This window comes from Alkalinema pantanalense CENA528, assembly GCF_050753345.1.
GTDB classification, from domain to species: domain Bacteria; phylum Cyanobacteriota; class Cyanobacteriia; order Leptolyngbyales; family Leptolyngbyaceae; genus Alkalinema; species Alkalinema pantanalense.
In genome coordinates, this window is the sequence record NZ_JBLZFX010000009.1 from 64,491 (window position 1) to 77,857 (window position 13,367).

A 13,367-nucleotide genomic window follows, 5' to 3' on the forward strand; every position below is an offset into this window, starting at 1 on the left:
CTTTTTGAGAACTAAAGCTCGGGCAGATTCATCAATGCTTCCATCCCGGAGCCTGAGCCTTTGTTGTGACCCCAACCGCTGCTTTGCCCAATTAATGCTCTGGACAATTCATCAAATAACAATTTCGTCGTTGTACCGATCGCTCTTCTTACAAGATCTTGTCCCTTCAGCCATCCCTCTTAATAGGCGATCGGATACGCCGTAGTTCTAGCCGATCTAGAGACGTAACCCGCCGAAATTCCCCTTATGGTACTAACTATGCGTCTCTGCGATCGCATCTGTATTAACCAACCCTAAATTTATTGAAGGAGAAATCCTATGCCTAAAGTGACCGCCCAAGGAAAAACATTTGATGTTGCATACGAAGCAAATTTGAGAGAAGCGCTACTGGAACAGGATATTGACCTGTACAATGGCGCAGCCAAAGTGCTTAATTGCCATGGCCATAGCAGTTGTGGTAGCTGTCTAGTCAAAGTTGAGGGAATGGTGTCGGAACCCACTGACTTTGAAAAACTAAGAATGGCCATTCCGCCCCACTCTCAACACCACGATCGGCGGCTGGCTTGCCAAGCAAAAGTTCTTGGTGATGTAAAAGTTACCAAATTTGATGGTCACTTTGGGACAGGGGATGATGTGGTTTGGACGCCTAAGCAAGACCTTGCAGCAGAAGCTGCTGCCACTAACAGCTAATCGTTGGTAGTCACGATAGCTCCTACGATGTCTAGTCCATAGGATGTCTAGACGATACAATTGCTAGCCAATACAAATTACAGTAAACGTCTTTTTGTAAACGCTTTGCTCTAAATGTCTTGCCGTCAAAGTCACCGTTGTCCTTGGTCACAGGGGGCAACCTTCATTCAACCTCACTTCACCCCGTAGGCTTCACTAGAGATGGGCATTGACATACGATCGCTCTCTCGGTGAAGCTTTCTCTGTCTAGTGCAGTTTGTCCTGAGAGTATCTAGACAAACTATTCTCCCACTCGGTGATCAGGGAGTTCCTGGGATAATCTAATGCTTTCGGAAAAGGCCGCTGTCGTAGGTTGGCTGGAGTGTGGTTGGACTTCATGGAAGTAGCGGTAATCTAGATAGCGATCGCCCGTTTGGGAAAGATAAAAAATATCCATAAAACGATGATCCCACATCACTTCGTGATTGCTATAGGTATTGCGAGCGTGAATGGTTTCTGTCACGGTCTCATCAATTCCGATTAACGAAATAATCAACTGAGCATGGGATGTGGCAAGGGACTCTGGTGTTTCACCATAGAGAGGACTCGTCTCATGGATAGGATGCATAATATTCCACGTTAGCGTGAAGCTGGGAGTGCGCGATCGTAACAATGGCAACTCATGGAAGCGTCGAATAAATTCGCCCTCCAATGTATATTCATCCCGAATCAGATAGAGCCGCGCTTCCGCTTCCAGAATTTGATTGCGCCGTTGATTGGCCGATCGTAGGATCAACGTGGGTACGCCATTGTGAGGTACGACTACGGCCTGTTTACTGAATAAAATTCGGGCCGTCGGGCGGGAGAAGCGGGCAAAGGCTAACCCCGTTACTACAGCGATCATCAACAGGCTCATAATGGCCTCGAGGGTGACGATCGTATTGGCATAGGTTGTCTTCGGGGCAATTACGCCATAGCCGATCGACCCAAGGGTATGTACACTAAAAAAGAATGCGTCTTCAAAGGAACCTGGACGCGCCCCTGACAATGCGTCTGGCTCTAGAAGATACAAAATTGCAAACATAGCGTTGATTACAATGTAAACGCTAGAAACAATGCTAACGAAGCCCCACCAAGGAATGGTTAGCATCAAATGATAGGAATCCCGCCAGTAGCGATACCAAGCGTTTAACCCATCCACCTGGAACTTACCATCCCGGCTAGCAATGCGAACCATGCCTCGTTGCCCATCGCCTCGCCTATTGCCCCGTTGCCCTTCGATCGTCGATCGTCGGAATGCTAACCGTAAAGGATGTTTCATGGGTATACCCACCCTAACCACATGTCTATTGTAGAAGAGGGTTAGGGAGTAGAAGAGGGTTAAGGGGACATATCTAGAGGACTGGTGTTTAGATTGACTGCCTGAGGCAAAACTAACCCGAGGATTAGCTAAGACGATTAACTAAATTGACCACAGGTTTCGAGTTGCCAATTGGGATCCAAAGATGTTAGAGGCCGGTTAGCAACCAAGTTAAAATCGTCCATGGCTCCAAAGCCCATACTTCCCGTCAAGCGGTTACGCCAGAGAATATCGACAGTCCCGTCGTTGTTTAAATCTCCTACATCCTGAATGAGCCAATTGGGATCCATTCGTTGGGTAATGTTATATCCTGCCTGTACCGTGGTACCGTCCATTTGCCAGATAGCGGTTACACTGGCCACGGTCTGTTCCCAAATAATATCCAACTGGCCATCGTGATCCATATCTGCAATCCCTTTCACCAACCAATTGGCATCTGCCACGGTGGGTAAAGCGGTTGCACTGGCGAATTGACCTGCTCCTGTCAAGTGCCAAAGGGTGTTATATCCCTGCTGACCATGTCGCCAAAACAGATCGACTTGTTTGTCGCCATTAAAATCGCCCACGCCGACAATTTCCCAAGCTGTATCAGCGACGGTGCCCAAACTCGCAGCACCCACGATCGAAAACCCATTCATATGCCAAGTCACTAAATCTCCCGTACGGCGATTTCTCCATAGGAGATCGGTCTTTTGATCTTGATTAAAATCAGCGACTCCAGCAACTTGCCAGCCCAAATCCTGCATTGCGCCAAAGTCGATTGACGCTTCATAGACGCAACCTGTTAGCTTCCAAAAGGAAAGCGCACCTGTGAGATCGTTGTACCAGAGTAAATCTTGATCTCCATCGCGATCGAAATCCCCTCGGGCTGCTACTTGCCATGCCGGATCAGAGACTGTTGGCAAGTCATGGGTCACGATCGTTTGATCGGGTTGAATTTCCCACAGTTGAGTTTGTCCGGTCTTAATGTTGCGAAACAGAAGTTCAGTGTTACTACTGGCTGCGGTGGGTACCGGAGCCCCAGGCAGGGAGGTATTCAGTGGCTGGGTCGAGTTGAAAGCATTGGGGGATTGAATCGCAAGAGGCGCAGGAGTTTCCCAGCTTAAAGCACTACTAAAAGACATAAACTTTGCTTGACTTCTTCAAATGACAAATGCAAACAAACTGAGTATCTGAGTGTTAGAAAACGAATCAGGTTCTGGACAACTAGCAATGAACTTGCCAGAAGTTCTTCGGTTGTAGTTGATTTGTTTATGCCTTGCCGTCCGAAGAACTGCGCAGGGTCTCATCGCTTTTGTCAAAGGTTAATAAACTTTTACGGAACGTACGGAGGGGCAGCTTGGCAACAAGTCCATGGCCTGACGCGGTCATTGCACGCTGCTGAATAGGGAAGATTAATCTCGATCGTGGCAACGATTAAAACAAGACGTAATCCATCGGTCTGTAGGAGATGAGAGCGGTATAATTGGCTCAACTTTGGGTATTCAGCACAATTCTCTGTCCCAGACTGGCTAATGCTGACCGAAAGAGGCTGTTACTGCTGATTCCATAAGTTTTCAATTCAAGCTCTCTGCTGTATTTGGTGTTAGATTGCAATGTTGAAAAAGGGTTCTTCCGCGAAGCATATGCCATTGGCATTTGCGTTAGTCATCGCCACAATGCCCTCCGTGCTGATGACTTCTATGACTTCTGCACCAATCACGTTGGCACAGACGGCTAATCCTCCATCGCTCCCTCCATCCCTTCCCCAGGGCTCGATCGTGCGGATTGATGGATCTGGAAGTTTGGCTGCCGTTAATCAGGCGCTGAAGCAGAGTTTTGAAGGCAAATATGCGGGTAGCAAGGTCGATTTTGCCAGTCGGGGAACCGATCTAGGATTGCAGGCTTTGGTGGCGGGGCAGGTCGATCTGGCGGCGATCGGACGATCGCTAACCAGTGCAGAAAAAGCCCAAGGTCTAGTGGCCATTCCCATTAAGCGCGAAAAGATTGCGATGGTGGTGGGGGAGAATAACCCCTTCAGCAAAAGTCTGACGATTCATCAATTTGCCAAAATTTTCCGGGGAGAACTGACGGATTGGTCGCAGGTGGGTGGGCAAGCAGGCCCCATTCGCGTTGTGGACTTGCCCGATGCCAGTGATACCCGCAAAGCGTTTCCCAATTATCCGGTCTTTCAAACTGCCCCGTTTCAAGCAGTGGCTACGGCTACGAAATTGACCGATGAGCAGCCGGAGACGATCGCCCAGCAATTAGGAACCGATAGCATTGGCTATGTAACCGCCGATCAGGTCAGCAATCTTAAGGGGGTGAAAGTGCTGGCCATGCACGATGTATTGCCCACCGATCCCCGCTATCCCTTTTCCCAGCCTTTGGCCTACGTGTATCGAAAAGGCAAAGTCGCCCCCGCAGCCCAAGCCTTCCTGGCATCTGTAGCTGATCCGACTGGGCGGCAGGCCATTCAATCAGTCAGTTCAGCCGGAGCCGAGATCCCGAATGTCAATGCTGATGTGGCAGCGGCGATCGCGGTGGGAACGACGGCCCTAACCGCTGGGACAAACGCCTCTTCTCCCACAGCGGGGGCTCCCGCTAGTGCTACCCCCAGTCCTGCGGCGATCCCCGCAGCAACCCCTAGCGCGGCGGCAACGGCCAGCCCGGTTGCCCCAACCGATGGATCTCAAGCTCAGGTTCCTGCCAGTTCAGCCACGGGTACAACTCCTGATGCCACCAGTACCAATCGCGTTGGTGCGGTTGAAGCTGGATTACCGGATTGGCTATGGTTCCTCTTACCACTGGGGGCTGCAGGCTTACTGTGGTGGAGCCTCAAAGGACGCAAAACGACTCCTGAAGCCTCGATCGGAGCAGTAACGCCAGCGGCGGTTCCCAGTCCAGATTTACCCGCTGATTTAGGATCTGTGCCTCCGGTGTCAGGGGCGGTATCGTCGGCTTCCCCGGAAGTGCCTCCGGTGATGCCCTTAGCTGGGGCTGAGGCTCTGTCAGGGACAGCCCTTCCAGTCGTTCCCCCGGTTGCAGAAGCTGAGGCAGGTACAAATGCTGAGCCTCTGTCTGCGGCAGAATCCGAAATCCCCGTAGAACTGAATTCTCGTTGTGCGGACACTTCGGCCATCCCACTCACCGCAGCCGAAACGACTGCACCTGCCGCGATCGATGCGGATGGGGATGGGATTCCCGATGGTATTGCAGAAACCGCACCGCGATCGATCGATGGGAATGCCATGGGCTTACTGTTTCCTGGCTTAGCAGTAGGGGCTGGTTTAGCGGCGGGAGCGGCGGCGGTAGGATTGGCTTCTGGATCCTCCGAATCGGATCAGCTATCTGTCACCCCTGAACCGACTCTCACCTCTGAGCCTGGTCAAGACCCGGAACCGATCACCCAACTGCCTCCCCAGGTTCAACCTTCGCCGGAGGAGCAGTTTGCAGAGGTAGGGTTGGATGCTAAATTAGCCAATCTGACTGTAGGGTCGCCGGAGCCTTCTGCACCGTTCAACAATCCATCTGATCCAGAAGTTGTGGGTTCTCAGTCCCCGGATTTCCAACCTACGGATTTGCAACCTCCTAATGTGGCGGTCAATCCCTTGGTCGCCGGAGCCGCGATCGTGGGTGGTGCTGCAGCTATGGGGGCTACCTTTGCCATGACCGCCGATGACCCCACGCAGACCAATGTGGAAGCGACTAAATTTGATGTCGGGCAAACTGATCTCAGCAGTGAATCCTTGGCGACCGTGGATGAAGGATTGCCCGAATTGCCCGATGGGTATGGCGAAAGCCGGATTGTCTTGATGCCACGGGATCCCCAATGGGCCTACACCTACTGGGATGTGCCCAATGACCATCGCAATGCGTTGCGACAACAGGGCGGTCAGCAGCTTGCTCTGCGTCTCTATGATGTGACGGATATCGATGTGGGAGACCAAAACCCCCACAGTATGCAGCAGTATGCCTGTGATGAAATGTCACGGGATTGGTACTTACCCGTGCCCGTTAGCGATCGGGATTACGTGGCGGAAATTGGCTATGTCACTGGAGATGGGCGCTGGCTCATGCTGGCCCGATCTAATGCTATGAGAATCCCGCCAGTCTATCCTTCTGATTGGTTTGATGAGCAGTTCATCACGGTCGATTGGCAGGAAGATCTCCAGGGCAAAACCTTCCTGGAATTGGTACCGCCGGGAACGGGCCAGGGCGATTTTGCTCCGTATCCTCCTATGTTTGGGCTCTCCCAAGAGGCTGAAGCAATGCGGATTGCGGGTTCACTGTTTGGCTCGATGCACCAGTTACCCTCGTCAGCCATCAGTTCCTTTGTGTTCCCGTCGGGGATGGGAATGTGGAGTTTGCCGACGCCATCGGGAATGGGAATGTCTGGCATTACCGGGATGTCAGGGGCTGGCTTCTCGGCTTCCATGCCCCCAGTGCGATCGCGCAAGTTTTGGATGGTGGCGGATGCGGAATTAATTGTCTACGGTGCGACGGAACCCGATGCCACGGTGACGATCGGAGGCATGCCTATCAAGCTCAACTCCGATGGCACGTTCCGCTTCCATCTCTCCTTCCAGGATGGGGTGTTGGATTATCCCATCATGGCAGTGGCTGCGGATGGCGAACAGATGCGGCAAATCCGGATGCGCTTTATGCGGGAAACGCCATTGCGCAATACCAACACGAAAGACGAGGCAACGGAAGAACGATTCTAGCGCTGATAGAAACTCACCTAATCATATTCGCGAAACCAAGGGCTGTGGAGATCGGGCGTCGCCCCTACCGCCATAGCCCTATATCAGACTTTCGTATTAGACTTTCGTGTCAGCTTTGTACTGCGTTTGCATGGATGCAAACTGTACTTGCCCTACAGTCGAGAGCTTAAATTGAGGGGAACCCGTGGTGTTCCTAAAATCGATTCGTACAGAGCCTCAACCCGAGTAATATTGTTGCTCAGGGTATAGCGGTCTAAAACCCGTTGTCTAGACTTTTGTCCCAAAAGCTTCGTCAGTTCTGGATGATCACGGAAGAGAGGTAACAGCGTTTGTAACTGGGTTGCCACCGATTGGGTCGTGCGCATTATCACCCCTGCCCCGTCCTCTAAGACTTCTCCATCGGCTCCGGCATCCGTTGCAATGCAGGCTAGACCGCAGGCCATGGCTTCGAGTAGAGACAGCGAGAGCCCTTCGACGAGCGACGGCAGAATAAAGACATCTGCACTGCGCAAGATTTCAATCCGTTTCGCTTCTTCTGCCACAAATCCCAGCCATTTCACACCAATTTCTTCGCCATATTGAGACCGGAGCGAGGAGAGCAATGGCCCACTCCCCACCATTAGTAATTTACTATTCGCTCCCATGTTGGAGGCTTTCCATGCTCTGAGCAGCGCTTCCACATTTTTTTCGGGTGCAATGCGGCCTTGGTAAACAAACACCCGATCGCCACGCCAACGGCCCCGATATCTCGATTCCCCAGGACAGTATTTATCAACATCGACGCCATTGGGAATAACCGCCACCCGTTCGGCGGGAACGCCGAGCTTGACCAATAAATCTTTTTGTAAATAGGAAAAGACAATGACGCGATCGTAGTTGGCCAGGGCTGGGGCGTAAAGTTGATACATCAAATACTGGGTGCCCGAGGCCCAGTTGCGCAGTTGATTATCAAAGGCAGGATGGAAGGTGGCCACGAGGGGGACGCCTAACTCTTCGCACAATTCCGGCAACCGAAAATCCAACGGGGAAAGGGTTAAAGAAGCATGAACAACATCGGGTTTAAGTTTTTTTAACGATCGCAATAACACCCGGCTCGATCGTAGCTTCGGCAATGTATAAATCTGTGACTTAAACAAAAACGGAATTGTCACCTCTTGGAAATTGGGAACATTGTCCGGTACTTCATCTTCTCGATCTGCTTGGGAGAAATGAAAGAAGCTGACGCGATGGCCGCGATCGAGCAACGCATTGGTCACCTCGCGACCGTAGGTTACGTTGCCACAAAAGGGCGATTTTTTTCCCAACCAAGCGATGTGCATAAAGGCTACTCCGTCACCATAGGGTTGATTTGAGTATGCAAAGCAAACCCCAGAAAAGCGAGTCGCAATGACCGAATCTTGGGGGACGCTGCAAGTGTGATGGATACCGTTGTGATGGATCCTGCGAGGATGCGGAGTGAGGAACGAAATTTAGGGCTCCTGCTACTAATCGGCCAACGAACTCACTACCCAATTCGATATCGAAGCAGGAAATGGGAAAGTTGCAGGACTGCCGTCAGCTAGGACAAGGGACACGGTTAGGCAGACACTCTCCTTAGGAATTGTGATCCCGAGAGATGTACCAAGTCAATCCACCACCCGCTAGAGCTGCGCTAGCCAGAATGAGAAAGACTACTTTCAATCCCAACAATGACTCACCCACTCCCGCCAGGACAAGGGGTAAGCTCAGAGCAACGTTGACTGCATTATTTTGCAAGCCAAATACTTTGCCCCGCATGTCTTCTGGAGTTTCCTGTTGGATCGTCGTTTGCATGGGAATCCCGATCGCGGCGGCAAAGAATCCTGTCAAGGCGATCGCCAGTAGGGATAACCAGAGGTGATGGTAGATGAAGGCCAACCCCACCAATGAAGCTGCCATACCCAAGGATCCATACACACCAAGGCGATTGTGAGAAATTTTCTGGCCGAAGTTACCTAGGAGAGCCGCCCCGATCGCCATCCCAACGCCCCCCGCTGCTAAGAGGAAGCCGAACTGAGAGGACTTAATTTCTGGCATCACCTCCGCCAGCCGCACTGCTAACACGGAGAGTGCAGCAAAGATTGAGAACAAAATGACTAACTGAAGTAAAGCCGCCCGGACGTGGGCCTGGACGCTCAGATATTTCAGCCCATCCTTGATGTCTTGAAAAACATGGGGTTGCTCAACGGGAAAATCGGATTTTTGTTCGCCAGTTTTCAACAGCAGTAAAATCATGCCCGCTAAGGCATAGCCGCCCCCTACGACAATTTCCTTGCCCAAATCAGAAATCCCGAATCCCGCCACCAATTGATCAGCCAAGGCCAACAACGGTTCTCCCACCGCAAAGCCAACGATTACCGAAGCCATCATGGTGGTGGTGTAGAGGGAGTTTGCAGAAAGCAAGTGGCGCTTTTCAACAATTAACGGAATAACAGATTGCTCAGCCGGAGCAAAAAACTGAGTCAGGGTTGAGACTAAAAAGGTGACCCCCAGTAATAAAATGAATCCCACCGGAGTGGTGCCCCAGTTCCCCCAGTCTCTAACAAACCAAAGTAGTGGCGGAAGGGCCACCACCAGTAATCCTCGCAGGAGATTGGTAAAGACCAAAACTCCCTTTTTCGACCAGCGATCGACATAGACCCCCGCGATCGACCCAAACAGAATGGCTGGAATTGTGAAAGCCACCATGGTGGAAGAGACCCAGCCACTAATCGGTTGATCATCAGCCTGAAAGCGACTAGCAATCAGGGCAATCATCAGCACCAAATACACCTTATCCGCTAGCTGCGAGAAAACCTGCCCACCCCACAGCGTTAAAAAATTACGATTCTTTAAAACGGGAACGAACCCCTGTTCACTTTCCGACTGTGGTAGGGCAGATTGAGAGGAGGATGAAGCAGATTCAATCGCCACTGGGGGGGTATCAGACGTTTTATAAAGGTTCTCTAACGGTTTATCTAGCGCTGGCTTCTCTAATACTGGTTTATCTAATACTGGCTTCTCTAATGCGGATTTTTCGAAGGGTACAATCTTAGATTCTGTAGAGCCACTATTCAAGTTACTTCGGGGAAACGATTTCCCAGAGGTCGGTGCATGGGTCTTACGGGGAGGTTCTGACGACACAGGTTGGTGCATACCGACTATTGGATTACCTGGAGGCTAGTGAATACCGGGAGGGCTAGATGATCCGTTATCCCAAAGTTTACCACTTGTAACAGTGGAGTTTGGGCGCGATCGTGAGGAGATTTTAGGAGGGGCGAAGTCTACTAGGGCAAACCAGAAGCCTCTGCCCCAAATAGGTGATCAATCAACTTGGCTGATCGTAGGGATCGATCGAAATGATACGCCGCACACCGACGCAAAAGCCGTTCGATAGATAACCATGCCATATCCGTAGACATGCCTCGGGGTAACCGATCCGGATCAATCGCAGGGCAAGAAGTTTCCGCTAACTGCTGCATCACAGTTACCTGAATGGCTCCCAGATGCAGAGGTCGGATGACTCGTTTTGCAGAATAGATCTGGGTAGGTCGTTCTGCTACGCGCACCAAGCCACAGCTAGATTCCGAAAGGATGACTTCCTCACCTTGAGGATCCGCATTTGCCCATTGCTGCTCGGCCTCGAATCGGTTAAGCGCTTCTAGGGTAACGGCTCCTCCTGCTTCGATACTAAACGCTACTCGCCAGTTCGGGTTGTCTAATTCCGGTTCCACGGGGTCTGCACTGAGGCAACATTGGTACATCTGCGGCGCGATTCCCGCGTAGGCCAAAAGCTGGAAAATGCCGTGGGTTAAAGAGGGCAGGATTTCTGGGGGGGGGGCTTGTTCCACTCGGCCTAGATGCTCAATCAGCAGATAAAATAAGCCTTCTTGTACTAAGTCAATCACGGCTTGCTGCAAGGCTAACTCGACTAGGTACTGTCCGGCGGTGAGTTTTTTGATATCAAGGGCTAGTTTTGGAAAGGATTCGATCGACTCCGCTTGCAGGACTTTATCCATGGATTTGCCCTTGGCAATCAGCAGGTCATTCACAACAAAAAGGGCACTTCGACCGGAGAGCCGCGACTTTTGCTTGCGGGCACCCGGTGCAATTACCCGCAGCAAGCCCTGTTCTTTGGTCAAAATTGTCAGGATCCGATCGGCTTCTCCGATCGGTTTACTTTTCAAATTAATTCCCGTGACTTTGTAAGTCCGCGACATTAAAGTTCAGTCCTTAAGTTTATGTCCTTCAAGTTCTTCAGTCCTTCAAGTCTGCTGACTGGCCTGTTTCACGATATCAACCCCCCACGAGGTACCCAAGCGAGTAGCTCCGGCCATTACCAGTTCCATGGCTTGTTCAGCGGTACGAATGCCGCCAGATGCTTTGATGCCCACCCGATCGCGGGAAACTTGTTTAAGTAGACAAATATCTTCCACTGTTGCGCCCCCCTTCCAGCCCGTACTGGTTTTCAGAAAGGCAGCCCCCGCATCCATGGCAATTTCTGCGGCGATTTGTTTTTCCTCCATGGTCAAGCAGGCCATTTCCAAAATGACCTTAACCGTTTGCCCCGTTGCTTCGCAAATTTCCGCAATCTCGCGATGAACGTCATCATGCCGCCCCGCCTTGAGCCAGCCGAGGTTAATGACCACATCTAATTCTGTAGCTCCTTGTTCTGTGGCAATTTGGGCTTCGTACAATTTGACAGCGGAAGTATGGGCTCCTGTGGGAAAGCCAATCACAGTACAGACGGCAGGAGCCTTGCCATGGAGCAACTTGACTGCCTGGGGGACGTAACAAGGCGCAATACAAACAGCAGCAAAACCGAAGCGATCGGCCTCGTCACACCATTGGGTCACCATTTCTGGCGTCGCGATCGGACTCAGTAACGAATGATCCATCAAAGGTGCAAGCTCAGTTGCACCATAGTCTAATACCACGCCCTTCTCCCATCTCTTGTAGAACAATGCGTAACTTTGCCATCTCCGTTCAACGATGCTTCTTCTTTACGAACGGTTTCTCGCTATATGAAGATTTTAGAGGGGATTGTGGGTATGGCTAAGAATTCATCCAGTGAATTCCCTAGGGCCAGTAAATTCCCCAGGGAAGGAAGGATCTGGGCGGACGTAAGCTCAGTAGGCGTGAAGCCACTGTAATTATCGTGTTCCTGAGCCGTAAGTTAGGATGGGAGGCTGATTGGGATGGGGGACAAACTCCCCGGAATAATTTTGGTGGGGAACCCCTCTGCCTAAGGATGCTAGTTCGCTTCCTGACAGAATAATCGTACTACTGGCGGCTGTGACTGTAATAAGGACAATTTTCAGAAGAGAATTCATCGTACTCGAGCCCCTAACTGTGGCTTACCTCGTGTGCTCTGAGACAGATTCTCGAAAAAATCCTCGAGAATCCACGAATAAATTGAAAAGTGCGAAACTCCTAACTGAAGCGAAAACTCAATCAAGAATCACGCTGCAAATAGCAGTTTGTATGCCCTAATTTTTTTTTTGGGAAAGCACCATCTTTGAAATTTAGTTTAAACTTCAAGTCCTAGGAACTCACTCACTAATTAGACATATTCTTGGGCTTAGAAATAGAAAGTATCCTCTTCCTAAAAGCACTGACGAGTCTAATGTTGGATGACTTGACTTAGGTGATGGCTCAGCGTTTTCAGAAACTTATCTGTCAAGGCTGTGTAGCTAATACTGCTTAGCGGGCTGGGTAGAAATTGAGGGACTGCCCATGGAAAGGTTTGGCAGGACTCTTATAGACCTCTTATTCGTTCGATTGTGAGTCCTATAGGTCCGATGTAACAGGGAACCCTCACATCACGGATCCCTATCTTTAGAATGATTGCAATGGAAAACAACCTTGCGATCACAGCGCCATTACGATCGGATGTTGCTTCTGGTCATCAATTGCGATCTCGAATGAATGCAGTGCGATATCTGGGATTCCAACAACAATTTCAGTGAAAGGGGTGCAGGCTGCACAAAATGTGAAACTGTCGAACGATTGACTGATGCTGTACCTAGCAAATGACTAATCGCTGGAAAGATAGCGAGAATTACGGTTTTAAAACTTGCGACGTATACCATAAGGTAGAGAAAAGAAGTAGAACACCCAGGGCTTTTGGATGCATAACTGTAGCGTCTGACCTGTGAGAGGCAATCCGTAAAAGTAGGGATAAATTCTTATCGATCGTGCATGAACGATCGTAATCACTCGGATTTCATTTGTAGGGGTTACTCAACTATAGTTAAGGGTTACCTGAAACGTGAAGATTTTAGGGGGAAGTCCTCTTGTTCTGATTTCTTAAAGAATGGAGAATAATCAGGCTTCGTCAAAAGCGTTGTAGCAGAAGCCTGCCAGCGTAAGGTAATTTTTCTCTGTCCTTTACGTAAAGGCATTACCCGCAAGGGCAATATCGGAAACAGGAAATCGCTCGAACCAGTTCTTTATCCTGGCTTCAATGGGTCTGAAGATCGATATCACCTGAAGTTCAACCAGAGACTGTTCCTCGGGAAGAACGGTGGAATGAATTTTGAGGGTGGGTAACAGGCTAGGGGCGTTGGGAAAAAGTTGGGATCCCAAGATGGTTGTAGAAATATAAATTCGAGTAGTTGTAGAAATGTGAATAT

The 13,367-nt window shown here is 50.4% G+C and carries 9 protein-coding genes; 2 read left to right on the forward strand and 7 right to left on the reverse strand.

The annotated features are described in order from the left end of the window. Positions 1–318: 318 nt before the first annotated feature. Positions 319–690, forward strand: a complete 372-nt coding sequence (locus ACN4EG_RS05090; RefSeq protein ID WP_431628138.1) for a 2Fe-2S iron-sulfur cluster-binding protein — start codon at positions 319–321, stop codon at positions 688–690. A gap of 280 nt (positions 691–970) precedes the next feature. On the opposite strand, the gene ACN4EG_RS05095 is transcribed toward ACN4EG_RS05090, so the two are convergent. After that, positions 971–1,990, reverse strand: coding sequence for an ion channel (locus tag ACN4EG_RS05095; RefSeq protein WP_431628139.1), 1,020 nt, complete (start codon positions 1,988–1,990; stop codon positions 971–973). Between the two features lie 137 nt (positions 1,991–2,127). Next, the gene (locus tag ACN4EG_RS05100) at positions 2,128–3,153 is read right to left on the reverse strand and encodes an FG-GAP repeat domain-containing protein (protein WP_431628140.1); all 1,026 of its coding nucleotides are present in this window, start codon (positions 3,151–3,153) and stop codon (positions 2,128–2,130) included. A 501-nt stretch (positions 3,154–3,654) separates the two neighbouring features. On the opposite strand from ACN4EG_RS05100, the gene ACN4EG_RS05105 reads away from it, so the two are divergent. Next, positions 3,655–6,735: a DUF4912 domain-containing protein gene (locus ACN4EG_RS05105; protein WP_431628141.1), complete on the forward strand. Its 3,081-nt coding sequence runs from the start codon at positions 3,655–3,657 to the stop codon at positions 6,733–6,735. A gap of 152 nt (positions 6,736–6,887) precedes the next feature. Here ACN4EG_RS05105 and ACN4EG_RS05110 read toward each other — a convergent pair whose 3' ends face one another. The 5 genes from ACN4EG_RS05110 to ACN4EG_RS05130 all read right to left on the reverse strand — a co-directional run bounded on the left by ACN4EG_RS05110 (position 6,888) and on the right by ACN4EG_RS05130 (position 13,320). Continuing rightward, the gene (locus ACN4EG_RS05110; RefSeq protein WP_431628142.1) at positions 6,888–8,054 is read right to left on the reverse strand and encodes a glycosyltransferase family 4 protein; all 1,167 of its coding nucleotides are present in this window, start codon (positions 8,052–8,054) and stop codon (positions 6,888–6,890) included. A 274-nt stretch (positions 8,055–8,328) separates the two neighbouring features. Then, a complete protein-coding gene (locus tag ACN4EG_RS05115; RefSeq protein WP_431628143.1) occupies positions 8,329–9,666 on the reverse strand; it encodes an MFS transporter in 1,338 nt (445 codons plus the stop codon). 353 nt (positions 9,667–10,019) lie between these two features. Further along, the gene (gene recO, locus ACN4EG_RS05120) at positions 10,020–10,952 is read right to left on the reverse strand and encodes a DNA repair protein RecO (RefSeq protein ID WP_431628144.1); all 933 of its coding nucleotides are present in this window, start codon (positions 10,950–10,952) and stop codon (positions 10,020–10,022) included. Between the two features lie 45 nt (positions 10,953–10,997). Beyond that, positions 10,998–11,669, reverse strand: a complete 672-nt coding sequence (gene deoC, locus ACN4EG_RS05125; RefSeq protein WP_431628145.1) for a deoxyribose-phosphate aldolase — start codon at positions 11,667–11,669, stop codon at positions 10,998–11,000. 1,453 nt (positions 11,670–13,122) lie between these two features. Next, on the reverse strand, positions 13,123–13,320 hold the full coding sequence (locus ACN4EG_RS05130; RefSeq protein ID WP_431628147.1) for a hypothetical protein: 198 nt from the start codon (positions 13,318–13,320) through the stop codon (positions 13,123–13,125). Positions 13,321–13,367: the final 47 nt, after the last annotated feature.